Origin of the sequence: Microvirga pudoricolor (assembly GCF_016892705.1) — a bacterium.
In the GTDB taxonomy this organism is placed as follows: domain Bacteria; phylum Pseudomonadota; class Alphaproteobacteria; order Rhizobiales; family Beijerinckiaceae; genus Microvirga; species Microvirga pudoricolor.
The window spans coordinates 784,213-810,303 of the sequence record NZ_JAFEMB010000001.1; the positions used below are offsets into that span (position 1 = coordinate 784,213).

The 26,091-nt window shown below is 61.0% G+C and carries 31 protein-coding genes, 2 tRNA genes and 1 pseudogene; 13 read left to right on the top strand and 21 right to left on the bottom strand.

Annotation, left to right across the window (positions count from 1 at the left end; translation table 11 throughout):
* Window positions 1–39: 39 nt before the first annotated feature.
* Window positions 40–963, top strand: coding sequence for a manganese catalase family protein (locus ILT42_RS03630; RefSeq protein ID WP_204213948.1), 924 nt, complete (start codon window positions 40–42; stop codon window positions 961–963).
* A 288-nt stretch (window positions 964–1,251) separates the two neighbouring features.
* Here the strand turns inward: ILT42_RS03630 and ILT42_RS22780 are convergent, their stop codons facing one another.
* Complete coding sequence (locus ILT42_RS22780) at window positions 1,252–1,620, bottom strand: restriction endonuclease (protein ID WP_229428338.1); 369 nt, start codon at window positions 1,618–1,620, stop codon at window positions 1,252–1,254.
* 64 nt (window positions 1,621–1,684) lie between these two features.
* The gene (locus ILT42_RS03640; protein WP_204213950.1) at window positions 1,685–2,320 is read right to left on the bottom strand and encodes a hypothetical protein; all 636 of its coding nucleotides are present in this window, start codon (window positions 2,318–2,320) and stop codon (window positions 1,685–1,687) included.
* 156 nt (window positions 2,321–2,476) lie between these two features.
* Between ILT42_RS03640 and ILT42_RS03645 the strand changes: the two genes are divergently transcribed.
* Window positions 2,477–3,307 carry a lytic murein transglycosylase gene (locus ILT42_RS03645; RefSeq protein WP_204213951.1) on the top strand — a complete coding sequence of 277 codons (831 nt, stop codon included), beginning with the start codon at window positions 2,477–2,479 and terminating at the stop codon, window positions 3,305–3,307.
* Window positions 3,308–3,364: 57 nt separating this feature from the next.
* Here ILT42_RS03645 and ILT42_RS03650 read toward each other — a convergent pair whose 3' ends face one another.
* The 9 genes from ILT42_RS03650 to ILT42_RS03690 form a co-directional block, all read right to left on the bottom strand.
* A complete protein-coding gene (locus ILT42_RS03650; protein WP_204215112.1) occupies window positions 3,365–4,450 on the bottom strand; it encodes a TRAP transporter substrate-binding protein in 1,086 nt (361 codons plus the stop codon).
* A gap of 182 nt (window positions 4,451–4,632) precedes the next feature.
* Window positions 4,633–4,806: a DUF1328 domain-containing protein gene (locus ILT42_RS03655; protein WP_204213952.1), complete on the bottom strand. Its 174-nt coding sequence runs from the start codon at window positions 4,804–4,806 to the stop codon at window positions 4,633–4,635.
* A gap of 86 nt (window positions 4,807–4,892) precedes the next feature.
* On the bottom strand, window positions 4,893–5,258 hold the full coding sequence (locus ILT42_RS03660; protein ID WP_204213953.1) for a response regulator: 366 nt from the start codon (window positions 5,256–5,258) through the stop codon (window positions 4,893–4,895).
* Window positions 5,255–6,778 (bottom strand): RAD55 family ATPase, encoded by a 1,524-nt coding sequence (locus ILT42_RS03665; protein ID WP_204213954.1) that lies wholly within the window; start codon window positions 6,776–6,778, stop codon window positions 5,255–5,257. Before ILT42_RS03665 ends, ILT42_RS03660 begins: the two co-directional genes overlap by 4 nt.
* Before the next feature lie 14 nt (window positions 6,779–6,792).
* Window positions 6,793–7,602 (bottom strand): sensor histidine kinase, encoded by an 810-nt coding sequence (locus ILT42_RS03670; RefSeq protein WP_204213955.1) that lies wholly within the window; start codon window positions 7,600–7,602, stop codon window positions 6,793–6,795.
* A gap of 135 nt (window positions 7,603–7,737) precedes the next feature.
* Window positions 7,738–8,829 carry an ATP-dependent DNA helicase gene (locus ILT42_RS03675; protein WP_204213956.1) on the bottom strand — a complete coding sequence of 364 codons (1,092 nt, stop codon included), beginning with the start codon at window positions 8,827–8,829 and terminating at the stop codon, window positions 7,738–7,740.
* On the bottom strand, window positions 8,826–9,692 hold the full coding sequence (locus ILT42_RS03680; RefSeq protein WP_204213957.1) for a DMT family transporter: 867 nt from the start codon (window positions 9,690–9,692) through the stop codon (window positions 8,826–8,828). The genes ILT42_RS03675 and ILT42_RS03680 overlap by 4 nt, the downstream gene beginning before the upstream one ends.
* Before the next feature lie 502 nt (window positions 9,693–10,194).
* The gene (locus ILT42_RS03685; RefSeq protein WP_204213958.1) at window positions 10,195–11,178 is read right to left on the bottom strand and encodes a hypothetical protein; all 984 of its coding nucleotides are present in this window, start codon (window positions 11,176–11,178) and stop codon (window positions 10,195–10,197) included.
* Between the two features lie 148 nt (window positions 11,179–11,326).
* Entirely contained in the window at window positions 11,327–11,734 is a 408-nt protein-coding gene (locus ILT42_RS03690) for a PRC-barrel domain-containing protein (protein ID WP_204213959.1), read from the bottom strand.
* Between the two features lie 175 nt (window positions 11,735–11,909).
* Here ILT42_RS03690 and ILT42_RS03695 point away from each other — a divergent pair, with 175 nt between their 5' ends.
* Together ILT42_RS03695 and mepA are read left to right on the top strand one after the other, a co-directional pair.
* Window positions 11,910–13,064 carry an SDR family oxidoreductase gene (locus ILT42_RS03695; protein ID WP_204213960.1) on the top strand — a complete coding sequence of 385 codons (1,155 nt, stop codon included), beginning with the start codon at window positions 11,910–11,912 and terminating at the stop codon, window positions 13,062–13,064.
* Window positions 13,065–13,177: 113 nt separating this feature from the next.
* Window positions 13,178–14,083 carry a penicillin-insensitive murein endopeptidase gene (mepA, locus tag ILT42_RS03700; protein ID WP_229428454.1) on the top strand — a complete coding sequence of 302 codons (906 nt, stop codon included), beginning with the start codon at window positions 13,178–13,180 and terminating at the stop codon, window positions 14,081–14,083.
* A 63-nt stretch (window positions 14,084–14,146) separates the two neighbouring features.
* On the opposite strand, the gene msrA is transcribed toward mepA, so the two are convergent.
* Window positions 14,147–14,803, bottom strand: a complete 657-nt coding sequence (msrA, locus tag ILT42_RS03705; protein WP_204213962.1) for a peptide-methionine (S)-S-oxide reductase MsrA — start codon at window positions 14,801–14,803, stop codon at window positions 14,147–14,149.
* Window positions 14,804–14,873: 70 nt separating this feature from the next.
* Window positions 14,874–15,194 carry a hypothetical protein gene (locus ILT42_RS03710; protein WP_204213963.1) on the bottom strand — a complete coding sequence of 107 codons (321 nt, stop codon included), beginning with the start codon at window positions 15,192–15,194 and terminating at the stop codon, window positions 14,874–14,876.
* A gap of 210 nt (window positions 15,195–15,404) precedes the next feature.
* Between ILT42_RS03710 and ILT42_RS03715 the strand changes: the two genes are divergently transcribed.
* The 6 genes and pseudogenes from ILT42_RS03715 to ILT42_RS03735 all read left to right on the top strand — a co-directional run bounded on the left by ILT42_RS03715 (window position 15,405) and on the right by ILT42_RS03735 (window position 18,265).
* A tRNA-Ser gene (locus ILT42_RS03715) sits at window positions 15,405–15,494 on the top strand.
* A 166-nt stretch (window positions 15,495–15,660) separates the two neighbouring features.
* Window positions 15,661–15,735, top strand: a tRNA-Thr gene (locus ILT42_RS03720).
* A gap of 287 nt (window positions 15,736–16,022) precedes the next feature.
* Entirely contained in the window at window positions 16,023–16,643 is a 621-nt protein-coding gene (locus ILT42_RS03725; RefSeq protein WP_204213964.1) for a hypothetical protein, read from the top strand.
* Window positions 16,634–17,386 (top strand): hypothetical protein, encoded by a 753-nt coding sequence (locus tag ILT42_RS03730; RefSeq protein WP_204213965.1) that lies wholly within the window; start codon window positions 16,634–16,636, stop codon window positions 17,384–17,386. Before ILT42_RS03725 ends, ILT42_RS03730 begins: the two co-directional genes overlap by 10 nt.
* 24 nt (window positions 17,387–17,410) lie before the next feature.
* Window positions 17,411–17,497: pseudogene (locus tag ILT42_RS23255) on the top strand (SEC-C metal-binding domain-containing protein); the annotation flags it as partial.
* Between the two features lie 66 nt (window positions 17,498–17,563).
* A complete protein-coding gene (locus ILT42_RS03735; protein ID WP_229428339.1) occupies window positions 17,564–18,265 on the top strand; it encodes a hypothetical protein in 702 nt (233 codons plus the stop codon).
* 109 nt (window positions 18,266–18,374) lie between these two features.
* On the opposite strand, the gene ILT42_RS03740 is transcribed toward ILT42_RS03735, so the two are convergent.
* Entirely contained in the window at window positions 18,375–19,385 is a 1,011-nt protein-coding gene (locus ILT42_RS03740) for a PIN domain-containing protein (RefSeq protein ID WP_204213967.1), read from the bottom strand.
* A 132-nt stretch (window positions 19,386–19,517) separates the two neighbouring features.
* Window positions 19,518–20,645: a hypothetical protein gene (locus ILT42_RS03745; RefSeq protein WP_204213968.1), complete on the bottom strand. Its 1,128-nt coding sequence runs from the start codon at window positions 20,643–20,645 to the stop codon at window positions 19,518–19,520.
* 284 nt (window positions 20,646–20,929) lie between these two features.
* Between ILT42_RS03745 and ILT42_RS03750 the strand changes: the two genes are divergently transcribed.
* The gene (locus ILT42_RS03750) at window positions 20,930–21,658 is read left to right on the top strand and encodes a PDDEXK-like family protein (RefSeq protein WP_229428455.1); all 729 of its coding nucleotides are present in this window, start codon (window positions 20,930–20,932) and stop codon (window positions 21,656–21,658) included.
* A 14-nt stretch (window positions 21,659–21,672) separates the two neighbouring features.
* Window positions 21,673–22,365, top strand: a complete 693-nt coding sequence (locus tag ILT42_RS03755) for a hypothetical protein (RefSeq protein WP_204213970.1) — start codon at window positions 21,673–21,675, stop codon at window positions 22,363–22,365.
* Window positions 22,366–22,607: 242 nt separating this feature from the next.
* Here ILT42_RS03755 and ILT42_RS03760 read toward each other — a convergent pair whose 3' ends face one another.
* From ILT42_RS03760 to ILT42_RS03770, 3 genes are all read right to left on the bottom strand, one after another.
* Window positions 22,608–23,270, bottom strand: a complete 663-nt coding sequence (locus ILT42_RS03760) for a hypothetical protein (protein WP_204213971.1) — start codon at window positions 23,268–23,270, stop codon at window positions 22,608–22,610.
* A 186-nt stretch (window positions 23,271–23,456) separates the two neighbouring features.
* Window positions 23,457–23,855 carry a hypothetical protein gene (locus ILT42_RS03765; RefSeq protein ID WP_204213972.1) on the bottom strand — a complete coding sequence of 133 codons (399 nt, stop codon included), beginning with the start codon at window positions 23,853–23,855 and terminating at the stop codon, window positions 23,457–23,459.
* Window positions 23,856–23,858: 3 nt separating this feature from the next.
* Complete coding sequence (locus tag ILT42_RS03770) at window positions 23,859–24,272, bottom strand: hypothetical protein (RefSeq protein WP_204213973.1); 414 nt, start codon at window positions 24,270–24,272, stop codon at window positions 23,859–23,861.
* A 100-nt stretch (window positions 24,273–24,372) separates the two neighbouring features.
* Here ILT42_RS03770 and ILT42_RS03775 point away from each other — a divergent pair, with 100 nt between their 5' ends.
* Window positions 24,373–24,603, top strand: coding sequence for a hypothetical protein (locus ILT42_RS03775; RefSeq protein ID WP_204213974.1), 231 nt, complete (start codon window positions 24,373–24,375; stop codon window positions 24,601–24,603).
* On the opposite strand, the gene ILT42_RS03780 is transcribed toward ILT42_RS03775, so the two are convergent.
* The 3 genes from ILT42_RS03780 to ILT42_RS03790 form a co-directional block, all read right to left on the bottom strand.
* Complete coding sequence (locus ILT42_RS03780) at window positions 24,588–24,968, bottom strand: helix-turn-helix domain-containing protein (RefSeq protein ID WP_204213975.1); 381 nt, start codon at window positions 24,966–24,968, stop codon at window positions 24,588–24,590. The two genes, ILT42_RS03775 and ILT42_RS03780, sit on opposite strands and share 16 nt — an antisense overlap.
* A 101-nt stretch (window positions 24,969–25,069) precedes the next feature.
* Window positions 25,070–25,411 (bottom strand): DUF3768 domain-containing protein, encoded by a 342-nt coding sequence (locus ILT42_RS03785; protein WP_204213976.1) that lies wholly within the window; start codon window positions 25,409–25,411, stop codon window positions 25,070–25,072.
* 156 nt (window positions 25,412–25,567) lie between these two features.
* The gene (locus ILT42_RS03790) at window positions 25,568–25,930 is read right to left on the bottom strand and encodes a hypothetical protein (RefSeq protein WP_204213977.1); all 363 of its coding nucleotides are present in this window, start codon (window positions 25,928–25,930) and stop codon (window positions 25,568–25,570) included.
* Window positions 25,931–26,091 lie beyond the last annotated feature (161 nt).

Genomic DNA, 26,091 nt, shown 5'->3' on the forward strand with positions numbered 1-26,091 from the left:
CCGTTGGGGGCCGGTGCCCTAAACGAACGGAGAGAGACCATGTTCTTGCGCGTCGACAAGCTGCAAGTGGATTTGCCTGCGCCCAAACGACAGGACCCGAACGCGGCTGCCGCTCTTCAGGAACTTCTCGGCGGGAAGTACGGAGAGATGTCCACGCTCGGGAACTACATGTTCCAGAGCTTCAACTTCCGCTCCAAGAGCAAGCTGCGGCCCTTCTATAGCCTGGTGGCCGCCATCACGGCCGAGGAACTGGGACATGTGGAACTCGTCAGCAATGGCGTCGCCATGCTGAACAACGGTCCCGACAATGATGGGGATGAAGCCGATGGCGGCGATATCTCCGATGCGCCATTCGAGGACATGAAGGACATTCGTCTCGCGGCGGCCTTCCTGTCGGGCGGCGGCGGTGCCATGCCGGTGAACAGCAACGGCCAGTCCTGGAACAACGACTTCATCACCACCACCGGCAACGTCATCCTGGATCTCCTGCATAACTTCCATCTTGAATGCGGTGCGCGGCTTCACAAGCTGCGCGTCTACGAGACCCTGACCGATCCGACCGGCCGCGAGGTCTGCGGCTACCTTCTGGTGCGCGGCTCCGTGCATGCGCATGCCTATGCGCTGGCTCTCAAGAAAGTGACGGGTGTCGATATCGAGAAGATGCTCCCGACCCCCAACATCCCGCTGGGCAATATCCCGGAATGCCAGAAATACCTGGAGGAGGGCTCGCATCGCCGCCTGTACACATTCAGCCCGGACGATTACCGGGAGATGGCTGGCATCTGGGGCAATGGCGAGATGGCGCTTCCCACGGACCCGCCGGGCGAGCTCGAGATCGTGGAGGGGATGCCGGAAGGCGGCAAGATCCACCAGTTGACCGGTGTGCCCTCGGCCTTCACGCCGGATTATGCGCCGGAGGAAATGTTCGAGATCGCCACCAAGCTCTACAAGGCATCCCGCTGAAGCATCAGGGCCGGTTCGAGAGAACCGGCCCTTTCTTCATGAAGATCACGCCTCGGAACTCTAGCTGAGGATCAACAGACCGCCGCCGATCCACACGGGCGGTCCTGTCATAAGACACAAGCGGATCAAGAACAGGACCAACACGAGATCCGTAACCTCCTCGGATGGGCCGCCCCGTGCAATCTCGGTCGCGGCCTTGCTTGCAAGTTCCATGATGATGACATGTCCACCGGTGGGGACTGGTCTGCGTGAACCAGGACTGCGGTGGCTTGCTCGTCGCCGAACGGATCACCGATCCGCGCGTGAGGACGAACGCGACCGTGTTCGGCGCGTACGGGCATGGAAATCGTCTGGCTTGGTACGCACCCAGGCAAGGAAGCGCTGCATCTCAGGATCCTCGCGCAGGCTTTCCATGTCGTTCAAGCGACGGGCAATTTCGGCTTCGCTAAAGCGGGCGTGAATGGCGCTGTGGCAGATCTGATGCAAACGGACCGTGCCCTGGTGGGTGCCGCCCTTCAGCTTCGGGGTCAGATGATGACGGCTCGAACGGGCGTGGCCAGGAATCACCCTGTCGCAGAGAGGGCAGAGTACGGGTCCGAGAGTCTGGGGCTCAGACGGATCGGATCGGCGTGAGTGACGGCCCAACGGGCGCTCCATGCGGGAAAAGGAATGCTCGAAAGATGGAGCGTGACCCGACCGGCCGCCAGAGTGGCCGATCCGCTCAGGGGCCGCATTGCGCGTGGGTGTCCAGGCTGGCGAGCGCCTGACGTGCGAGGGCCTGGTACGCGTCTCGCGCCTCCACGTTGTCGAGAGAAAGTTCCACGAGCCACTCGTCGGAGAGGGGGACGATGAACGTCTCGACCGTCAGGGCGCGGGACGCGGTCGGCAACTGGCCGTCGATCCAGGTTGCGGTCCAGCGCATGACCCCCGAGGTGAACATGTCCAAGGAGACAGCCTGGGCGGGGCGCCCCAACATGCTCTCGTAATCGCTTTGCAGGAGGGCTGCGTCACGGCTCGGCAGGTCCGATTGCGGGAGGTGCTGAAGGTCGCGGGCCGAGCGGATCGCCAGGGCAAGTTCCGCCTCGTCCGCCACCGAGACGAGGGCCGCCCTGCCGTCTGCGAACCCGAGCCGCCACTCACCCGGCACGCCCATGGAGACGCAAAGGCGCGGCGTGACCTGGGCGAACAATCGGGTTTCATTCACGGCCGGGTCGAAGCGAGCTCGTACGGGCTCGCTCCCCTGCCCGACCGGCAGCGTGTTTGCCCAGGAGGGCATGAGGCCCGACGACAGGGCAAGCCCGCAGGCCAGAACCATCGGAGGCACCCACAGGCCCATCGCGCGTCGTGAAAACCGCATGACCATACTCCAACAGCCGAGAGTTCGCCTCCCTGACGCCGCAAAGCAACGCTTTTGTGGCGCTTCCGGTTGCAACGATTGATTAACCTTAACACTTGAGTTCATTCGCCGCGGCCCTAACTCGCCCCAGGTACAAGCGTAATTCAGGAGGATCTGATGCCGGCATGGACACGCCTTTCGGCGCTCGTGGCTGGACTTTTCATGGCCGGCAACGCTTCGGCTGCGACCTGCCGCGATCCGGCGGGCTTCGAGAAGTGGCTCGGCGACATCGAGCGGGAGGCCGTCCAGCAGGGCATTCCGGCCCCGGCCGTCAAGACAGCCCTCGACGGCGTCACCTTCGACCAGGGCGTTATCAAGAAGGATCGCGGACAGGGCGTGTTCAAGCAGAGCTTCGAGCAATTCGCCGCCAACCGCATCACGGCCGGGCGCCTGCGGATCGGCCAGAACATGCTGAAGAAGTATGCCTCGACCCTGGCACAGATCGAGCAGCGCTACGGGGTCCCGGGACCGGTCCTCATCGCGATATGGGGCCTCGAGACGGATTACGGCGTGGTGAGGGGCAACCTGCCGGTGATCCGCTCCGTTGCCACCCTGGCCTTCGATTGCCGCCGCACGGAGTTCTTCACCGGCCAGCTCTTCGATGCGCTTCGCATCGTGGCGCACGGCGACCTCACACCGGGCGAGATGCGTGGCGCATGGGCCGGCGAGATGGGCCAAACCCAGTTCATGCCCACATCCTACGTGCGCTATGCGGTCGATTTCGACGGCGATGGGCGCGCCGACCTGCTGCACAGCCCCACGGACGTGCTTGCCTCCACGGCGAATTTCCTCAAAGGCCATGGCTGGGTTCGCGGCGCCGGATGGGAAATGGGCGAGCCGAATTTCGAGGCGATCCGAGGCTGGAACAAGTCTCAGGTCTATGCGCGCACGATCGGCCTGATGGCCACCAAGCTGTCGGCCGGCAGCAGCGCCGACGCGAGCCGCTGAGACGACCAAAAAGGGCGCTCCGAGGAGCGCCCTTTCCGCATGGACAGACCTTAGAGCTCAGCCCCGCGCCCGGGCGCGGATCATGAAATTGTCGTACGCATACTCGGCGACTTGGAACCAAAGGTATTCCTCGCCCCGGAACGCCTTGTAGCTGTCGTAGATCTTCTTGAACTTCGGGTTGGAGGCCGAAAGCTCGTCGTAGATGTCGTTGGCGGCCTTGTAGCCGGCCTCCATGATCTCCTGAGAAAACGGACGCAGCTGAGCCCCGGCGCCGATCAGGCTGCGCAGGGCCGGCGGGTTCTTGGCGTCGTACTTGGCCTGCGTGTCCACGTTGCAATAGCCGGCCGCGGCCGTCATGGCCGCCTGATAGGCTTTCGGCAGGGCTTCCCACTTCTCCTTGTTGATGAAAAAGTGAATGGCGGGACCACCCTCCCAGAAGCCTGGATAGTAATAGAACGGCGCGACCTTGTTGAGGCCGAGCTTCTCGTCGTCGTAGGGAGCGACCCATTCGGCCGCGTCGATGGTGCCGCGCTCGAGGGATGGGTACAGGTCGCCGCCCGCGATCTGCTGCGGGACGACGCCGAGCTTCGCCAGGATTTGCCCCGCAAGCCCCGCAATGCGCATCTTCAGGCCCTGCAGGTCTTGGACGGTCTTGATCTCCTTGCGGAACCACCCGCCCATCTGGGCGCCGGTATTGCCGGCCGGGAGCGCGAAGAGGTTATAGCCCTCGTAGAACTCGTTCAGGAGCGCGTTGCCGTTGCCATGATAGAGCCATGCATTGGTCTGGCGCGAGTTCATTCCGAACGGAAGCGTGGTTCCGATGGCGAAGGTCGGATCCTTGCCCACGTAGTAGTACGAGCAGGTATGGGCCATCTCGACGGTGCCGGACGACACCGCATCGGCCGCCTGGGGCGTCGCGACGATCTCGCCGGCCGCGAAGGTCTGGATCTGGAATTTGCCGTCCGTGGCCTCGGACACGTACTTTGCCAGAAGCTCACCCCCGCCGAAAAGGGTGTCGAGGGATTTTGGAAAGCCCGACGTCAAGCGCCAGCGGACCTCGGGAGCGGATTGCGCGATGGCCGGCATGGCTACGGCGCCAGCGGCACCGACCGCGCTGGCTTGCAGAAAATTGCGGCGTTTCATGGTATTGCCCTTGCTCTGTGAAGCTGAGGGCTCTTTTCACGACACAAACTTGCCCGTCAAGAACGGGTGAAGCCTTGCGGATAAAGTTATCTCTGCGAAAACAGTGGCTTACCTGAAGCCATCAAAATGCAGAGATCCCATGCGGGAGACGCATGGGATCTCTTGGGTCCGGGTTCGACCGGTCAGAAGATCATCTCGCCGGCGGACCATGCCAGCAGAACGAGAACCAGGAAGATCAGGATGAAGACCGCGAACAGGATCTTGGCGATGCTTCTCGCGCCGGAGGCAATTCCCGTGAAACCGAGGGCGCCCGCCACAAGAGATACGACGAGGAATATCAAGGCCCACTTCAACATGACGTCAAACTCTCCCCAAACAACGGTTCAGCTTGAGGCATAAAGTCCGCAGGGGCCACAGGGTTCCAGAAACCCCCGTCGCGTGGTCAGGAATGGGAGTTCAGGGCGGCATCGACGGCGTCGAGAACCGTCATGATGCGGAAAGGTTTGCGAAGGAAGGCCGTGTAGCCATTGCTGCGCTCCGCCACCGTGTCCTCCGGCAGGGAGCTCATGAGGATGACGGGAATGGACGCCGTGGCCGGGTTGGCTTTGAGGGCGATGAGCGTTGCGGGTCCGTCCATGATCGGCATCATGAAGTCGAGCATGATCACGTCCGGAGGCCACTCGGCCGCCCGCTCGATCCCGTGGCGCCCGTCATGCGCGACGATCACGCGGTAGCCCTCGTCTCCGAGAAGGGCCTCCAGGACCTCTGCGATGGCCCATTCGTCATCGATGACGAGAACGGTCTTCACGATCCGTCTCCTGTCGCCAGGGGTGTGGCGGTCGGAGGCCGCAGGAGGTCGGAAGCCTCGCGGTATCCGCTATGCCGCCTGGCGATCTCCGTCAGCGTCAGGCGAGCCCGCTCCGAATCGATGTCGATCCGTATGCCGTCCGGCTCGATGGTGAAGTGCCGGAAGCGCAAATCGATGGCGCTCTCACGGGCCTTGAGCACCGCGATGAGGCGATGCAGGTCGGCATCCAGGGCGGCGTAGCGCATCACCACGATGTTCTCGGCGAAGGGCGAGAGCCCGCGCACGAACAGGCCGGCCAGCGGCTGCGCCGGGAGAACACCGCTGAGATCGATTTCCGAGGTCGCGATCGTGGTCGCCCCGAGAACCGAGAGGCGGTTGGACAAGGCCGTCAGAACAGGCCGGGTCCGCTCCGGATCTCCTGTCATGCCGCCGAAATCGTCGAGGCCGTCGATGAAGACCCGGCGGATCTTGCCCGCGTGAACCCGGTGCAGGAGCTGTGTTGCGACCTCGTCGAAGACCCCATCGGTGGCCTGCTGCCACAGCACCTCGGTTCGCCCCGATTCCATCATGCCCGCGACCGGCAACCCTAGGGTCTTGGCCTTCATCATGAGCTCGGGCGGGGTTTCGTTGAAGCTCAGGTAGAGGCCGGGCTCGTCCTCCGCGCCGAGGAAATGCAGGCCCAGGGTCGACTTGCCGGTCCCGGCCGAGCCGAGCACGAGGGTCGTGGACCGCAAGCTCAATCCGCCACCCAGCATCTTGTCGAGGGTGGGCACCCCGGTGAGAACGCGGGGGCCGCCGCCGGTGCCCACCGCGCTGGCATCGGTCAGCAGGGCTTCGATGCGCGGATGGACGATGACCCCGTCATCCGTGACCTGGAAGGCGTGGAGTCCCGAGACGAAATCGCTGCCGCGCAGCTTGTGAACCTGGAGGAGCCGCTCCGACCGGCGGCCTCGCATCTGCCGCTGGATCTCGATCAGGCCATCGACCATCGTGTGCTCCGCGGAAGCGAAGCTCTGGTCTGCGGCGGCACTCGTCAAAAGGACCATGGTACAATCGGCAAGGTCGGCTTGGATCTGGAGTTCGTTGATGAACTTCTTGAACTCCCTGGGCGTTCCCGCGGTTTCTTCCGCCGAGACCAATCCGTCGAGAATAAGGAGGTCGACGCGGCGCGCCCGGATCTCCCGGCGCAGCGCATCGGTGAGGCCCTTCAGGCCTTCGGTCTCGAGGATCCGAAATGCGCTCAGGTAGGAGACGCCGTCCGGGATCTTGGCCTCGTCGAAAAAGCCGAGCTGGCTGATATGGGACAGCATGCGGCCATGGGTCTCGGCCAGAAGCGTGACGTAGAGCGCCTTTCCACCGCCCGCCGCGTGGCTGAAGCAGAGCTGGTTGCCCAGGATGGTCTTTCCCGAGCCTGGCATTCCCTGAACGATGTAGATGCCTCCGCGGGGAAGCCCGCCATGGAGGATGGTGTCGAGCCCCGGGATGGAGGTCGACATTTTCTCGATGCGTCGATCACTCACGGTCAGATCCATCGTTATGCATGAGGTGCTCCCGCCGTGCCCACGGGCAACCGGACGGTGAAAGTGGTGCCGGAACCCGGCTGGCTGTCAACCTCGACACGGCCGCCCAGAGCGTCCACGAGCTGGCCGACCACCCACAGCCCGACCCCGAATCCGCCCGCCTTCGAACCCATCGCCACGGCGCGTTCGAAACGGTTGAAGATCCGCTGCTGGTCAACCTCCGAGATGCCGATGCCACGGTCCGCGACCTGAAGCTTCGCCCAATGGCCGTCGCACGCCACGCGAACCTCGATGGGGCTCCCGGCGCCATACTTCACGGCATTCGAGATCAGGTTGTCGAGGATCTGCTCGGCTGCGAGACGATCGAGGCGGCACGGCAGCTCGGGCGGCGCCTCGATGGCGATCGTGGAACCCACGTAATGGGCCGCAGGGCTGAGCGCGTCCACCGTATGGCGGGCCAGCTCCGCAAGGTCGAAAGGCTCCGGGCTGAGGCGCAGCTTGCCCATGGTGATGCGTGAGACGTCGAGCAGCACGGTCGCCCGACGCACGTAATGCTCGATGAGCTTTTCCAGCCGCTCCAGCCCGCCTGCCAGGTCGCCCGGGTTCTCGGCCTGCGAGGCCAGCCGCCGCAGGCGCTGGGCGTGGGCCAGGATGGGCGTCATGGGATTGCGCAGCTCATGGGCGGCCACCGCCAGGAACGCGTCGCGGGCCGCGAGCGCCTCCCGCATCTCGTCGAGACGAGCGGTGAGTTCGGCCATGGACGGCGACGACGCGGACGGTGCCGCATCCTCGCCGGAGGCCTGGTGTCTCAGGGTATCCTTCAAAGGTCCCCGCCTTTGCCGTCCCGGACCGGGAGATTGCTGGATGTCCTGTCCTGATGGATAGGCGTTCGGCTCCGGGTGTCAACAGGCCGGGCCGCAGGAAGCGTCTCCGGGATCGCTCTCACCGGTCGAAAGCGGTCAGACCACCACCGTGACGGCCTCCGCGGCGCGGGTGAGGCCGGTATAGAGCCAGCGGCTGCGATGCTCCCGGAAGGCGTAGGATTCGTCGAAGAGGACAAGGTTGTCCCATTGGGAACCCTGAGCCTTGTGAACCGTCAGGGCGTAGCCGTAGGTGAACTCGTCGGATTCCCGCCGAAGGATGAAGGGCAGATCCTCGTCGCCTCCCTCGAAGAAGGCCTTGTGGACGGACACGTCCACGGTCTTGCGGCGCACCTCGTCGTCGGGTTGCACATCCATGCGAATGAAGTCGTTGCGGATGCCGCGCAGGGCCTGAATGGTCCAAGTGCCGCCATTGAGCAATCCCTTGGTCTTGTCGTTGCGCAGGCACACGAGTTTCTCGCCCGCCGCCGGCATGGGATTGCGGTAGCCGTTCAGCTCGCGCAGGCGGGTGTTGTAGAGACGCCGGGTCTTGTTCAGCCCGACCAGAACCTGATCCGCTTTCATCACCTGACCGGCATCGATCTCGCGGCGGCGGATGACGCGGCTGTCCCCGAAGGTGCCGAGATCGAGCCGGCCGCCCTCCCTCACCTGCATGGACATGTGCACGATGGGGTTGTCCCGCGCCTGCCGGTGCACTTCCGTCAGCATCACGTCGGGCTCGGCTTCGGTGAAGAAGCCACCGCCCTTGACCGGCGGCAATTGCGCCGGATCGCCCAGCACCAGGACGGGCTGGCCGAAGGAGAGCAGATCACGCCCGAGCTCCTCGTCAACCATCGAGCATTCGTCGATGACGATGAGGTCGGCCTTCGCGGCGGGAGCCTGGCGGTTGATGACGAATTGCGGCCCGCCCTCGTCAGACTCGCGGGAGCGGTAGATCATGGAATGAATTGTGGACGCTTCCGTGCAGCCCTTGTGGCGCAGCACAAGCGCCGCCTTGCCCGTATACGCCCCAAAAGCCACATCGCCGTCGACGCCTTCCGCGACATGGCGGGCGAGCGTCGTCTTGCCAGTTCCGGCATAGCCGAACAGCCGGAAGACGGGCTTGTCACCGCGCCGCAGCCAGTCGGCCACGGCCTTGAGGGCGGCATCCTGCTGGGGCGACCAGCTCATGGCGTTTTGGTCTCCTGGCGGAGGCTGTAGACCAGCCCCGAGACGATGACGGCGCTTCCGATGAAGACGAAGGGATCGAGGGTCTCCTGGTACAGCCACCAGCCCACGAGGGCAATCAGCGGAATGCGCAGAAAATCCAGGGGAACCACCATGCTGGCGTCGCCATACCGGTAGGCGTTGGTCAGGCAGTAATGCGAGAGCAGGCCGCAGAGGCAGACGCCGGCCACCGGCAGGAGATGGATGGTGTCGAGGCGTTGCCAGAAAAGGCTTCTGACGCCCGCCAGGTTCATCGGGAGCTGCATCAGGTTCATGTAGAAGAGGATCGAGAAGGTGCTCTCGGTGGCGGTCAGTTTCTTGGTGATGATGGCGACCAGCGCGAACGCGAATGCCACGGACAGCACCAGGAAGCTCGCGGCCTGGAGCGTCGCGGCCCCGGGACGCAGGATGATCAGCACGCCCACCGTGCCGGCGAGCACTGCGACGAGGCGGCCCCGCGTCATCCGCTCCTTCAGCAGCGGAATCGCCAGAAGGGCGACCCATGCGGGCGTCGTGAACTCGATAGCGAAGACCGTCGCCAATGGCAGCAGGGTGAGGCTGTAGGCCCACGCATCCGTGCTGATGAAATGGACGGCGTTTCGCACCAGGTGCAGCGGCAGCCGGCGCGCGCGGAGACCCGGCCGGAGAGCCGGCCTCAGAACGGCCATGCCCAACAGCATGAGCACGGCCGACCCGTTGCGCATCGACAGGATCTCGAACACCGAGAAACCCGCCGAAAGCGAACGGACTGCCACGGCCGTGGCCGAGAATGACAGAAGTGCGCCGGCCATCCAGAGGACAGCCGCGAGGACATTGCGTTGGGACACGGCGGTTCAACCTGCGTGACGACCATCTCCGATTAACCCAGCAGACACGCTGCGTGAAGTGCGAGCACCCCATCTGGCGCGATGGTCAGCCCTGCTCATTTCGAGGGGGAATCCGCCATGGCGCGCATCCGCACAGCGCGCGTGCTGCCGGTTGATTCTCCCCGCGCAGCACTTTCGCGAAGTCCTCGGCGAATATTTTTGTGTTCGCGACTCCATTTTTCGCGCACGGCCGGAGGCACCTTCAACAGCGCTCTCGAGCGCCGCTGCCACGCACCGTCGACAGGCCACCGATCATGACGCCAGAGCGCGGCGCACGTGTTGGAATGCAATGCTTCCGAACACTTTGATTTACATGCAAGTCTTTGATCGGATTACGAATTAGGGGTCGACACTTCAATCGCATCCGTTCCCGTCATGTCGTTGATGGGTCTGAGAAAATGCGTTCGAACGCAGCAGCGCAATCCTGCCTGAACGACACTGGTCCGGTGGTTCGAGCACGTAATCACCAAAAAGTATCCACAGGAATTGTGCCCGTTCTACTTTCTACACTTTCCGTTAATCGGAACCCCCTTGGTATAACGACGTTGCCTTGCAAGCGTGACGGTTGCACGCGAAGGCCCTTGAAGGAGGCGGCTATGCCGACAGACGACAAGTCAAACCCGCTGACCCAGCTTATCACGGGTGCCGTGGACGCAATGCGCCCCACGTCTCGATCCAAGAAGAGCGGCGCCCGCCGCAGCTCGACTGGTGGAAAAGCTGCAGCATCGAAGACCACGTCCGCTCGCAAGAGCGGCTCCACGACCAGTGCCAAGAAGTCGGCTGCCAAAAGCACCGGCAAGAGCACCAGCAAGAGCACTGGGACCACGGCCCGCAAGTCGGCCGCCAAATCGACGGGCAGCTCGTCCCGTTCGACCGCTGCGAAGCGCGGAACGGCCGCCAAGAGCGGCACGACCCGCACGGCGGCCAAGTCGTCCGCACGTGGCTCCACGAAGAGCGCTGGCCGTTCGACGAAGTCGGCAGCCGGCAAGGCCGGCGGACGCGCGACGGCGGCCAAGAGCGCGGTGAAGTCGGCCACCCGGTCCGCGAAGAGCGCGGTCAAGAGCGCTGTGAAAAGCACCGCTCGCAAGACCGGTACGACCAGCAGCGCCCGCAAGACGGCGGCCAAGAGCACCGCTCGCAAGACGGCGGCGAAGTCCACCTCGCGCAGCTCGAGCCAGAAGGCGACGGCCGCCAAGACCTCGCGTTCGCCCGCTCGCGGTGCCACGAAGTCGACGGGCCGCTCCACCAAGTCGACGGCTTCGCGGTCGTCCGCTCGCGGCGCCGCCAAGACGGCGGCCAAGCCTCGCACGGCCGCCAAGAGCACGGCCTCGAGGAGCACGGCCTCCAAGAGCACGACCAAGCGCGCTGCCGCTGCGTCAAGCCGCACCTCCGCGACGAAGAAGTCCGGCAAGGTGAGCTCCAAGGCCACGACGAGCCGTTCGCGCAAGGGACCGGGCTCGACGAAGTCGACGAAGCGTTAAGACCACCCGTGCCCCTTCATGCGCCCGGAAGACGGCTCCTGCTGCCTTCCGGCGCATCGGCGCACAAAAAATCGCCCGGCCTCCGCCGGGCGATTTTCGTTTCGGGCGACTGCCTCAGCGGCCTGTGCTCAGGGGATCCGACTCGCCCCAATAGGGCGTGGCGTTGTAATAGCGGTGAACGTGTTCCTCCCATTCACGATCGTAGGAGGCATCATGCCCCTCGGCCGTGCGGCGGGGCGCCCCGCGGAGCTGGTCCTCGGTCATGTTGAGCTCGTAGGCGTCCAGACCGGTGTTGTATTTCAGGGTGCCCCATGGAAGGGTGTAGTACTCCTCGCCGAGGCCCATGAAGCCACCGAAGCTCATGACCGCGTAAGCGACCTTGCCCGATCTCTTGTCGATCATCACCCGCTCGATGGTTCCGATCTTGTCGCCATCGGTCCGGCGGACGGGGGTTCCCTCGACCTTGTCGCTGGCGATAAGCGCGTGGGTCTCCCGGGTATCGGTGCCTGATGTCGTCTGCATGACGTGTCTCCTTATCCGTGGGGATGACCAAGCAACGCTTGGCGAAAAGGGGTGTTCCGGCTCAGCTCCGGCGAGGCGCGGAGCCGGGCCCGAAAGCCCCAGACCATGAGGGCGCCTTCGGAACCGCGTTCTTCGTCGCGACGTTGACCCGGCATTTCGTGACAAGGAGACTCCTATGACTGTCCGCCAGAAACCGGTTGGGGAACAGGTTGTCGTCATCACCGGCGCTTCGAGCGGAATCGGGCTCGCGACGGCGCGCCTCTTCGCGGCCCGAGGCGTGAAGGGCTTGGTTCTCGTAGCCCGAAACGAGGACGCTTTGCGCAAGATCGCCGAGGAACTTGAGGAGCAGGGCGTTCACGCCGTCCCGGTCGCGGCCGATGCCAGCAAGCGCGAGGAACTGGAGGCCGTGTCCCGCAAGGCCATCGAGACCTTCGGAGGTTACGATACCTGGGTCAACGATGCGGCCGTGGCGCTCTACGGCACCCTCGACGAGATCCCGATCCCAGACCAGCGCCAGCTCTTCGAGGTCAATTACTGGGGCGTGGTTTATGGCTCCCTCATCGCGGCCCGGCACCTGCGGGCGCGCGGCGGCACCATCGTCAATGTGGGCAGCGTTCTGTCCGAGCGGGCCATCCTGCTTCAAACTCAGTATTCCGCCGCAAAGCATGCCGTGAAAGGCTTCACGGACGGGCTGCGCATGGAGCTGGAGCAGGAAGGAGCGCCGATCTGGGTGACTCTGATCAAGCCGTCCTCCATCGACACGCCCTATGTGGAGCATGCCCGGAACTATCTTGGCGACAACGCCAAGGTTCCGCCGCCTGCCTATGACCCCGATCTCGTCGCCAAGGCCATCGTCTTCGCGTCGGAAAACCGCCGGCGCGAGCTCACCATCGGGTTCGGCGGCTGGGTGATCGGCGCCATGGGCAAGGTCGCGCCGCGTCTCACGGACAAGACCATGGAGATGATGGGCTACGGGGCGCAGACGACGCGGCAGCCCGAGCGCGCCGGCATGCGGGACAACCTCTACCAGCCCCGCGAGGATGGCGACACGCATTCCTCCCTCGACACCATGACCCGCAAGACCAGCGTCCTGCTCGCCGCACAGATCCATCCCCTGGCGACGGCTGCGATCCTGGCGGGAGTCGGGGCTGCGGTTGCGGCGCTCCTGTTGCCCATTGGCGCCTCGTCCGCCCCGCGGAGGCGTCAGCCCCTGCGCCGCTTCCAACCGGTCGTGCGCAAGAACGGCAACGGGCACGACAAGCGCTCCTACGGCCCTGGCCACCTGGCGGGACGCGACGCCTCCGTGCGGCCCCCCCAGGTTCGGCACTGATCACGGTCGAGTGTAGCCGGGAGGCGCCGAGGTGCCTTCCGGTCTCCGTCCCCATTGATGGACGGGTGGCCGGATTGCCGGATCCCGTCAAAGCACCTTAGCCTCCGCTCATGATGATGATTCGCAGCATCGCCGTCGCCGTTCTGCTGTTGGGCGCGCCAGCCCTGGCGCAGGACAAGGGAAGCCTCAATCCGCGCCCGCTGCCGCCCCTGGCCAACCCCAACGACCCCGCTCTCGCCGCCAAGGAGCTTTTCGGACGCCAGCAGGCTCCGGCCAATCTGTCTGCCCGCTCCATCGGCGGCTACGCCCGGGGGTGCGTTGCGGGAGCGACGGCCCTGCCGATCGACGGCGAGACCTGGCAGGTCATGCGCCTGTCCCGCAACCGCAACTGGGGGCATCCCCAACTCATCGCCTACCTGGAGCGCTTGTCCCGGAGGGTGCCGCAGGTCAATGGCTGGCCCGGCCTCCTCGTCGGCGACATCGCCCAACCTCGAGGCGGCCCGATGATCACCGGCCACGCGTCCCATCAGATCGGCCTCGACGCCGACATCTGGCTGACTCCCATGCCCGAGAGACGCCTGTCCCGCCTCGAGCGCGAGGAGATGTCCGCCACCAATGTGGTCCGGGCCGACTGGCTCGACGTGGATCCGCGTGTCTGGACACCCCAACATCAGGCCCTTCTGAAGGCTGTGGCGTCCGAGCGCAGCGTCGCGCGTGTCTTCGTCAACCCGGCAATCAAGAAGGCGCTCTGCCGGGACGCGGGCGCGGACAGGTCGTGGCTGACCAAGATCCGGCCGACCTATGGACACAACTACCATTTCCACATCCGGCTTGCCTGCCCGAGCGGCGCGGTGGGCTGCTCGGATCAGGACCCACCGCCGCCCGGCGACGGATGCGGCGCCGATCTGGCTTATTGGTTCAAGCCGGAGGTGATGAACCCAAGGCCCGGCCCTCCCCGGCCGCCCCTCACGCTGGCGCAGCTCCCCGCCGAGTGCCGCAGCGTTCTCGTGGCTCCCTGACGCAAGACGCCGCCCGAGAGTGTCGGGCGGCTCCACAGACGTAGCCTCAGGTAGCAGTCGGCCCTAAGCCGCGACGCCCACCCCGATAGGACAGGAGACGCCGGTCCCGCCAAGGCCGCAGTAACCGCTGGGATTCTTGGCCAGGTACTGCTGATGGTAATCCTCGGCGAAGTAGAATGGTCCAGCCTCCACAATTTCGGTGGTGATCGGCCCGTAGCCCCTTGCCTTCAAGGCCTCGCCATAGGTCGCCTTGGACGCCTCGGCGGCCTTCTTCTGCCCCTCATCGAAGACGTAGATGCCAGACCGGTACTGGGTGCCCACATCGTTGCCCTGGCGCATGCCTTGGGTCGGGTCGTGGCTCTCCCAGAAGGTCTTGAGCAGGTCCTCGTAGCTGATTTCCTGAGGATCGTAGGCCACGAGCACGACTTCGTTCTGGCCCGTCAGTCCGGAGCAAACCTCCTCATAGGTCGGGTTCGGAGTGGTGCCGCCCGCATAGCCGACTGCCGTGGCCCAGATGCCCTTGTCCAGCTGCCAGAACTTCCGTTCCGCCCCCCAGAAGCAGCCAAGGCCGAACAAGGCGATCTTGATGCCGTCAGGATAGGGGCCCATGAGGGGCCGGCCGTTGACGAAATGGCGCTCGGCGGTCGGAATGGGGGTGGGCCGGCCCGGCAGGGCCTCTGCGGCCGCGGGCAGGTCGGTGCGCTTGCGAAAGCCAAACATGGGAAAATCCTTATAGGTTTTCCCTTATATAGGAGGACTTCCGGCCAATTTTTAGGTGTGCCCCGGGGCCTCAATGGCTTGCCAGATAACCGATCGGCTCCAGAGGCTTCTGGCCTAGCCACAGAAACACGAGGCCCAGGATCAAGCCTGCGATAGAGGCCGGAAGAAGGAGGAACTCGGTCAGAACAGGGTCCCACAGCATCGGGTGCACATGCTGCGTCACGGCGGCCTGGAGATGGCCGAGGCTGGCTGGGGAGACCGTCTCCCAGAGAGACCGCAGCGAACTGAAGGCCAGGGTTTCATTGACGATGGAGCGCGTCCCATCGACCACAAGGCCAATGAATCCTGCCGCCACCAGAAGCAACCCCACCAGGCGCGCCAACCCTCTCACGTCAAGACCTCGCTGTCTGAGCCGCCGAGCATAATGTCCCGGAAGGCGGCTTGTCACTTGAAACCACAAAATGTCTTAAGATGCGCTTGCCTTCAGCCCACATTTAGCGATACACGACCGCTTCCGAACCGCTTGAAGCGGCCGGGACCGTCCAGCCAGCCCTCTAGGCTGGTTATAGGTCCCAAAGCCAGGCTTTAAAGGGATCGAGCAGGAGGGGTGGCCGAGTGGTTGAAGGCGCACGCCTGGAAAGTGTGTATACGGGAAACCGTATCGCGGGTTCGAATCCCGCTCCCTCCGCCACTACTTTCAGTTAAGCAGCTGAAACATCTTGGGTTTTTAGTACTTCCAAAGCGCTAACCTACGGCTCGACCCCCGGATGGAAAACTGTACGACAGCAGCTGAATTTCCTTAGCGAGGAGTTATCCCCCATCCCGTTGCGCGACCGTGGGGATGCGTTCCAACTCGCGCTGCCGTAGCTCAGTGGTAGAGCACTCCCTTGGTAAGGGAGAGGTCGAGAGTTCAATCCTCTCTGGCAGCACCATTCTTTTCAAGGGCTTAGAGGCTAGAGCTTGGCTCGCCTCGGCCTGGAAGGATCGGTGGAGGGGTCGTTTCAGGGGTCTTTCTCGCGAAACCGGCCTTCTGTTCTACTAGAGAGTGAATGTCCACGCTCTTAGCTAGATCACGGTGGAACTCTCCTTCCCGCGATAAGATTTTGTGAATGGAAGAACGGAAGGGCAACAATCGCCTTGCACCGAACTTCGGCTTAGTGGAACTTTTCCTATCAGGACCGGGCTCCCCGATCACAAATGCAAATCGTGAGTGTGTTTAATGGCCAAGGGATCGTCAGGAAAAGCGGGAGGCACCTCCCGGATCCGCTTCATTATGGTTGAGGCGGAAATTGCCGATGGAGATGTTGGCCAAATCACGCAGGCGATTCAGAACGCCCTTCGCGGTCCGGCGGCCCCGGCCCAGCGGATCACCGCGCCCAACGGGACAAGAGCGATAGCCCATCAGGAGCCACCCGAGATCGAAGGCGAGGTAGAAGTTGAGGACGAAGCGCAGGCAGAAGAGGCTCCGCGCGCTGCGAAGCAGCGTGGGCCGCGCAAGCCCGCAGCGACACCTCAGGTCCTTGATCTCGACCTGACATCAGATGTCTCCCTTGCCACATTCGCTCAAAAGGCAAGCCCGAAAAGCCACGCCAAGCGATTTCTTCTGATCGCTGCATGGTTCAAAGAGCATCGTGACGTCGACACCATCACTGTCGATCATGTCTATACCTGCTACCGCGCTCTCAAGTGGCCAACTGGCATTGCCGACTTCGCTCAGCCGCTCCGGGACCTCAAGGGAGAACAATATTTCACAACCCCAGAGCGAGGCCACTATATGATTAACCACCTTGGCCTTGCTGAGGTTGAGAATTTGATCAACGGCGGCGACGGATGGAGCTAACTGATTTTATTTTACAGGTTGAAGGCTTTGATGCCCTGCCACCACGAGAGAAGATCAAGCTGTTTGGATGGCATCTTCATACTCATAGAGGCAAGGCGATATTCGATAATGAAGCCATAAGAAGCTGCTTTAGACAGCTTCACCTAACCCCTCCAGATCCGTCCGTTTACCTCCCAAGAATGGCGGCCTCGAAACCGGCAGACCTTCTGAAGGAAGGGCGCGGCTACAAGCTCGCACGCGCTGCGCGCTCCGACTTGGATGCAAAGTATGGTGTGCACCACACAGTAATCCACGTAAGCCAGCTCCTCTCCAATTTGCCAGCGAAGGTCCCCGACCTGGCAGAGAGAACCTTCCTCATTGAGGCGATGAAATGCTACCGCGTCGAGGCTTACAGAGCCTGCATTGTGATGACGTGGAACCTCACGTTTGATCACTTGGTACGGTGGATCCTGAGAGAGCCGCAGCGTCTGAGTGATTTCAACTTGGCGATCCCGAAACGCTTTCCAAAGAAACAGGGTCTTACGGTCAGCGCCCAGGAGCATTTCGAGGATTTGAAGGAGGCCGACGTGATCGAGGTTTGCCAGACGGCATCCTTAGTATCTAAGAACATCATCGAGATCTTGAGAGAGAAGTTAAAACGCAGGAACATCGCTGCGCATCCATCTCAAGTCATGGTGACACAATCGCAGGCCGATGACGTCGTGACGGATCTCGTGAACAATGTCGTCTTGGCGCTTTTGTAAGCGTGCGCAGCACAGGCCAACTATATGCCACCACAAACGACAAGGCGTCCCGGCAGGAACTCATCGTGCCCATGTGGAAGTGGCAAAAAGTTCAAACACTGCCATGGGAAAAACCATCCACACCCGCCACTCAATAATTTAGCGTCGGTCCGGATTGATCATGGGAACAGGCGTGCGGTGTTCGTCACGAAGGACATTGTGATCAACCAAATACATCGCGACGGCCCACATATTGCCAAGTCGTTCGACAGAATTGCTGAGAACGACCTCCGCGAAATCAGCTCTGTAATAGCCGATGCTGTCGGTTTGATGTGGCATCACTTGAGGTTCGAGGCAGAGGATTTCCGATCAACCTGTGCGGGACTGTTAAATAGCGCGCTTTCCACGTTCCTGGCTAGCATCGAGGTCGCACGCCATGGCTATAGAAGACCTTACGGCGCAATTGCTCGCGGAATTGTAGAGGCGTTAGCTACCACCTTGCATATCGCTATGGAGCCAGGCGCGCTTGCCAGGTTTCACGACGGTAAACTTGATCCCACAAAGAGCGTCTCTGCCGCAAGAAAAGCATTTCCACCCTTCGGGCATTTGTATGGTATACTGAGCAACCACTTCGTTCACATCAATAGGGCTCACTCCGGTCTTGAACCGACGAAGCGGTACACGAAGGACGAGGAGCCTCTAGATTTCATCCTTTCAAATATGAGAGTACATGCTTGGTTGATATATGTGGTCACAGAACTAGTGTTTTACGACGATGTTCCGGAGCCTCGATACTGGAAGAAGATCGCACAAAATCAATTCCAGTATGATCCCTCAGATGACGAAATGGCGTGGCAGCGCCAGTTCCTCGGTGACGAAACCCTGCAGTCAGACGATTGACTCCCTAGTGCGACGCCACCGCATACACTCTGAAGGACGCCGTCCATGTCAAAAACTCGTTCGCCTACGCTCTGCATCCTCGAAGTGCAGAGACGATGCAGATGATACTTTAGTCCTCATACGCCTCGCCGGTATCCATTTGAAAACCGCATTTCTGGCAAGTCGCCCAGTAGGTCAAACCACCGTACGCCGACGGCTTAGCAACGAGCCCCGTAGCGAAGTCGTGTTCGCCGTCTTCTGAACCATGGCATCTGATCCCCGTCGGACTGGTGATCAGGACAGTCGCAGGCCCCGACGAGAAACTCGTACTTTGTATAGCTGTATTGGCAACATACTCTTCCTTAGCAATTTTGATACGCTCTTCTGGGATAGACGAGGCAACGGGCGTCAGCCCAACTTGTTTGAGCTTTGTGAAAAAATCTGCCAAGTTACTGAAGCAAAAAACTTCAATTTCAGGCGCGCGCTCCCGCAGCTCATCATACAGGAATGGCCCTAGAAAAATTTCCTTTTCGGCGCGCTCAATATAATCATTATCGTTAGTCACAATCCACACAGAACGCTTATTGGGAGCCAGATCGAGTAGCTGCTCCCAAGATATTTGGTCACCTAGTGGGTCGCCTTTTTTGCCTGGCGGATTGCCCAACTCTTTTCTGAGGCGCGCGCGCTGAAGCTGCTCGTCCGTCGCAGTCTGAAGATTGGCTCTTAGTGGCGCTATAGCTTGGGAGACGTCATCGGTCCCTTGCTCAATTGCGCGGATATTTTTCAGGTGCACTTCCGAAACGCTCTTAAGCAACTCTTTCGTTTGCTTTTCAATTTGCTCCTTCTTCTGCCTAATCGCCTTAGCTTCCTGATTGTCACCGGTTACTTCGTGGTGAGGAGAGAATATCGGGATATTGGTCTTTCCACGTTCTACCTTGTTCTCTTTGATGTAGGCTCCAACACGATTGCGCCGGAACTCGTGATCAACCGCGGATGTGAAAAGAATGCTGCTTGCAAGCGGCGAAAGATCGCCGATCAGCTTTCGATAGTTGTCGTATCGCCTTTGGTAGCAGTCGAGATAAATGTTCGCATCAACGAAGATCAGAGCATCTGAGATAGATGGTGGTGTGTTTTTAGTCATGCGCTGGCGTCCAATGGGTTAAATGGAGGCAACTGAAGATTGGAGATAAGCACTATAGTCGTTAACCTTTTGATACGTCCATCCGCAAGAACCGAGGTTGAGATCCGACAGCTGACTGCCATGTTCCGGACTTTAGTTGGCGTTGGGCAAGTGAATTTCGATATCTCGCCCAAGGGTAATTCCAGTGACCTCACAGGCTTTCCGCAAAAGGGTCAACTTATCTCGATTGGCAATGTTTGTGCCGAGCCACCACCCAGGGACAAACTCGGTTGTGAGATCGCTTAGTTCCGGACGGGCTGGATACACCTGTTCGGGTGAGCGTGCGATATGGTTCCGCGTCCGGGAAGGTGCTATTTGAGAAAGCCGATCAACGAAGTCTGGCTGCCGCGCAGACAATGCACGCAGGATTTCAACTAGCGCATCGATAGCGGTTCTTGCCTCTCGTCTCTCCCCAAACACAGTATATATGATATGTCGCTCCGACACTGGAGCGCTGGGCACCGAAGGTGTCGGTCGCGCGAGGTGTTGGGTTGAGGATACACCAGCTTCTGCAGTCCTTGTTGGACGCTTCACTTCGAGACGCGAGCGCACCTTTGATCCGTTCGTAAGATTGCTGAGAACGAACTCCTCAACATCTTCAGGCTTTGGGCGAAACCCGCAAATTGCCTCAGTCTTCTCGCTGATCAAATCTAGGAGTAAAGGGTCGGGTTCAGCACAAAGCGCGGCCCACGCATCAGGAAGACGATCTAGAGCGGTCTTTCTGCTCGAAACGGTACGATAATCAGTTTGGGCATCCTGTAGCGCCTCGCCAGACTTCACTCGCCGAAAATCGAGGTAGCGGGCCATCAATAGAGCAGCCTCAGATGGATTACGTTCTAGAAGATCAAGCTTTTGAACCCGTCTTTCATCGTAACTTCCCTGTTGACCGGGAAGGAAGAAACTCCACTCCTGTCCATCAGTTAAAACTGCAAACGGAATACCCTCGTGGAATGCATACTCAAAAAGCTGCCGGTCCGCACCGGTGGTTTGACCCACTGCTTTGACTTCAATAAAGATATCTCGGCGCGGCGGAGTTGCCGACAATGCGTAGTCTACCCGCCTCGTGCCTAGGGTGAACTCTCGAAGCACATGGTCTGGGTCGAAGATATCCCAACCCAGCGATTGTAATACTGGAAGGACAATCGTTTCGCGAACTGCGGTCTCTGACGAGTACTGCCTCCTTTCCAGCCGCCCACGGATCGTTTCAAGAAGATCTTGCAAATTTCCCACTCCAGACAGCTTGATTTCCGATATTATCCGGAGGCTACGCTTTATCAACCGTCCATTAACACCTACTCCTAGGGGAAATTTGTAAAACTGTGAGAGTGCTTGGCTCGACCAGAGCCTCTTGCCTGTCGACAAGCTTAGACGTGAGTAGAACTAGCTGCGCGGCGCTTACGCTGATACGAAGTGTGACTATGTGTGTTCGGCTTTAGGACGCTATGATGCAAAGCACTCTGACGCCGCTAGATCTGCATAATTTTTTCGCTGAACTGAGACTTTCGATGGCCCCAACATCCTTCGCGGATGGGTTGGCGACCTTCTTCGAAAGCTTGGAAGCAACACTTTACAGTTCATCCTCGTCCCAACCGGTGTTGATATCTGTCGATCACAACAGCTTGGAGCAGTTTTTAGGTGTACTACAGGGTCCGCTTAACACAGCTAAGATCAATGGTGCATTCCTGGATGTTTGGCGAATAGCTGGGGTTGGACAAGAAGAGCTTAGAAATTCGGCTATCCTAGCTTGGCTTCTAGATCGCTCAGAAACGCACGGGCAAGGAGACCTATTCTTGAAGTCTCTGCTGAACGTTATCAGTGATCGTTTACCATTAGGCTTCCCGCAACCGAGCGATCTCGATATGGGGTACAACACTTTTCTTGAGACATACCCGCTTGGCAACTCAGAAAGCCGCATTGACATAGACATAAGCGGACCGAATTTCATCCTGTTTGTCGAGGTCAAAATCAACGCCTCTGAGCGTCCTGAGCAAGTGGCTCGATACCGACGTCTAGCAGAGGAGGCTTCGAACGGGCGCAGCTTCGGCGTCCTATTTCTCTGCAGGTCACTCGCTGGGCTAGAGCTATCCGAGCATGATCGCGTTGTGGCGCTTACGTGGCGCGACGTAAGCGCATGCATTTCCAGTTATCTACGCGACAATCCCGCAACGGATGGAAATCGAGTTTTGCGTGAGATACTTCGGCAACTTGCCCAGCATTTTTCCAAGTTCAACTAGGCATAGGAAGTAGGATGTCAAAAGAACAAACGGGCGCACTTCTAATCCGCAATCTGCGGTTATTTGAAGATGCATCGAAGCTTCTCCGTCATGACGTTGAGAAGACCGTATTCGATGCCATTGACAAATTGATTGAGGATTGGGCTTCTAAGGCAAATTGGATCGGGCAGTATGATTTTATTGACGAGCAAACTTGGTTTGCTCCACCGCATTGGGGCCCTCAAGCTACTTCCATCGCAGTAAGATCCCCAACGAAAGGTGCAGGGAAGAAGCAAGAAGATGACGCACACGCATGGTTCGGCTTTTGGGGTGGTGAGAATGATGATCTCTCGGACGCGCTAACCGAGGATCATTGGTATCTCACCCGTCTATGTAATGTAGGTTCTGGGGAACTCGGTTTCCGCTGGCACATCACCGATGGTGAGTTTGGGATTAGGGGAAAGAAAGCCAAATGGAAGTCTTTCATACGTGAGAGAGCAAGTGGCTTCACCGCGAAGGGCTTCAAGTTTGAGGCCGACGCAGGCTCGTTCTTTCTTCCAGTTAGGATTGACCCGACACGACTTGCTCAGGCGTATGAGAGTGGCAGCGTCGAGGATGGACTAGATCCAGTAAGACAGGCACTTGTAAGGATCGCCGAGGTCATTCCCCAGTTTGATAGGTTGCACGCCGAAATTCGACAGGAGTTCCAAGGTCAAAGGCATCCATAACTCCCAATTCTCCGGCCTGGAACGATCCTTGGGCCTAAATTGTTCACGGCTCCGACACTACAGCTAATCAGCTTCTTGTCAGCATCATGGGCCGAAAACATCGCCCAAGGCCAGCAGGCCTCCCGTTGTTGTCTCATGATAGAACGGATCGAGTGCATTATTCCGAAGCCCTCTGCGCCATATCTTCGATGGCCTCGGCGAAGGTCGCTGGAAAGTTGACCGGACGCCAGCGAGCGACCTCCTTAAGCCGGGGAATGCGCTTGATCGAGACGATAGCGCCTTCCGTCGCCGAGATTATCGCGCGACGGTCGCCGCCCCCGTCTCGGAGCGCGGCGCGCCACCCCTCCGCCGTCTCGTGTAACGGACTCGCGGGATCGGCGTCGAAGCGCTGGACCCGCCCCCGGATCGTGTCGACGCTCCGTTTCAGGTCCGCGACCGTCGGACAGGAGACCCCAGAAGATCCGACAGGCCTCCGTCTCGTTGACCCGCTCTGCGTCCTGCAGCGCCCGGATCGCGCCGAAGACGTAAGCCGTCGAAAGCTCCGTGTAGGCGTCCGTCGACGGGTTGCCCCGCGCCCGCCCCTTCGACGAGCCCCGCAGGAGCCGCCAAACGGGATGGTTCTTCCGCTCGATAATCGCGCTGATCAGCGACAGGGCCTCTACGATCCCGGCGTCCACGGACTGAACCTTCCCGTCTGTGCTGTCGGAAGCCAGGACGCGCCCGAGGCGGCAATGGATCGCTAGGAGCGCGGCGGCCATTCGGCGGGCCTCCGGGGAGGCGGTCTCGTCGTCTTCGTGGCCGTCGATGGCGCGATGGTAAAGCTCGCGGACCTCGCTGGCGAAGGCCGCGTCCGCCGCCGAGAAATCGTCGCGGGTCGGTCCGGCCTTGGGTATCGAAGCTGTCATGGGATAACCTTTCGTCATCGCCCGTTTGAATATCGCTTGATTTCCGAACTAAGCCTAACGATATTACACATCATAAGCTCCGGTTGGGGACTTTCTTAGTGACAAAAGCGCTCTCAATTCCGAAGATTGAGAAACATAAAAGGCGCTCAAACCTATGTCCCGTAAGCCTTTGATCCCCGCCGTGGCCTATCTCCGGACCTCTTCCGCCGCGAATGTCGGCGCGGACAGGGCCGGATATTGCTCCAGATCCTTCGCCAGCGCGTCCCGCTCGGCCTTCACGGCGTTGTAGGTCGCCACGGCCTCGTCCGCCTTCTCGGCCTCGACGGCTTCCGCGTGAGCCGCGTTCAGCGCTTCGATACAGGCCTCCAGGCGCTTCACTTCCTCGCGGGCCTCGTCCCGATCCTTCCGGGCCTTCTCCATCTCGCCGCGCGGGGTGCGGGGATTGAGAGCGGTCCCGTCGTTTCGTACCGCCGTCGTCTCCTGGCGGTCGCGCTCGCCCTTCGCGTCGTCGAGAAGGGAGCGGATCGCGGCGGAGCCCTGCGGCTTATCGAGCATTTTCGCGATGCGGTCGTAAAGGTTGCTCATCGGTCAGTGCCTCCAGGCGGTCGAGAGGTGATCGCGCATCGCGTCGTAAGCGGTGTCGGCGTCGGCGGCCTTGTGCCGCTCGTCTCCCGTATTCCAGGCGTTCGAGAGGCTATCCCGCATCTCGTTGTAGGCCGCGTCGGGAGCGGAGCCGCGTTTGATCCGGACGGCGTCCATCGTCCCTTCGAGGAAATCCGCCGCGCGGATGTTCTGCGGGTCGTTCGAGCCCTTAAGTCGCTCGACGAGCGCCGCGCCGTCCGTGAGAGCGGCCTCGACCTCGACGGCGGAGCCCCCGGCGAGATCGGCGACGATGCGCCCGTACCGCGCCGTATATTCGCGGGGAATGTTGTTGATCGCGTCTTGGGTCGTGAACGTCCCGCCGTCGCCGTCGAGCGCGGGCTTCGCGTCCAGAGCCAACATCGAGCGGCGAACGCCGTACCCGTCCTTACCCCTGGTCTTGCATCCCCCTCTTATCACCAGCCCAAGACCCAGGCTTCGCACTATCGCATGGCGGGCTGAAGTGGCCAAGCATCCGAAGACAACCCAACCATCGGCTGCGACGGCGTCCGACCCGGCTTCCTCCCTGGGACGGGAGGAGCGGCTGACGCTGAGCCTGCTCCAGGTCGCCGCCCAGCTTCATACTCTCAAGGGGCAGATCCAGGAAGCCGACCTGCGGAGGCTGCCTAGCCTCCAAACCTTCATCAGCGCAGGCGACAGCCTGATCGAGGAACTCGGCTACGGTGAGGATTGATCGATCTCCTCACAGGCGGCGCGCGCCATGGCCAGGATGGCCTTGCGCATTGTCCTGTTCGGGATCCGGTTGAACAGCGCCACTAGCTCAACGCTGTCCCGGTCGGTCGGATAGGCGGGCCCTGTCCCGACCGGATGCTGTGCGCTCTCGAAGAAGAAGGCGAGATCGACACCAAGGGCCTTGGCGATACTGTCGAGACGGCTGACGCTGATGCGGTTGGTGCCTTTCTCGTACTTCTGCACCTGCTGGAAGGTAAGCCCGAGTGCATCGGCCAGTTTCTCCTGGCTCATGCTCACCTGAAGGCGACGGATGCGCACCTGGGCCCCAATGGCTTGATCAAGGGCGTTTGGGGCTTTCTTGGACATCTAGGAGGATCCGGTGCAGTCAAGGTGGCAAGGCATCGTGGCATAGCTTACCTGAGATTGAAACAAAATACCATTATGAGGCCCATCCAGCCTTATGCGTCTCAATATTCCTCGGCGAGCATGAGGGTCAGGACCCGGCAGATGACGTCAGGGTCTCTTGGATCGGGGGAGGCATATTGCAGGTCGAGGTCGTAGGCGTCGATCTTGAACATCACCACATAGCCCTCGACGGTGAGTGAGCCGAAGTCGTGCTCATTATAGGGATCGTTATCGGGCGTGGGGGCATCGAAGGCTCGCACCGCTCGGTCGATCTTCGCGATGAGGGCGGGATTGAGGGCGGCAAGGCCGCGTGTCAGGACAACCCGTCCACCGATGCGATGTTGGCGAACTTTATCGTTGAGGTCGCGAACGTGGGTGTCCGTTGGGCTGGTGGTCTGAGCCATGGTGTGTTTTCCGATGTCGGTTTGAGGGTGTAGGGCCCGCCCGATGCGCAAAGCATGGAATTGAGGCCGTTGGCAGGGCCGCAGGGCGACATTCGAGGGCTGACGGCAGGCAACCCTCAGGGCGCGGCTGTTCTGCCCTGAGGGCTCGTTTTCGGGTTACTTGCTGCTGGCCGGATGCGGCAAGGCAATATGCGGGGCCTTGCGCACGAACGCAGCTTCATGGGGCCAGTCGCGCCATGCGAGCAGATCCAGTCCTTCGGCTTTCACCTCCTTGACGATGGCTTCGTACCAGCCTTCCCTCGGCGTCTCGTTGGCAAGCACGATGCTGCCGACCGCGAGATAGTCCCATGCCTCAGCATTCGCCTTCAGCCCCTCGGGCATCGCCGCCTTGCCCGCACCTTTGCTCTTCTTGGCCGCATCGGCATTGAGCGCGGCTTCGATTTCGGCCGGATCGATCTCGGGCACTTCCCCGCCCATCGCCGCCAGCTGTGCATAGAGCGTCCGGTTGACGAAGGGCACGAACGCCTTTCCGCTCTCGAACAAGTGAACGGCCAGGAAGGACGTACTCGCTCTCCGATCCCAAGACCTTTGCTTGCTCTAGGATCTCAACACAGCGGTCGCTGAGCGGGACGCGGTGAATCCGCCCCGCCTTCATCCGTTCGGCTGGGACCGTCCAAAGG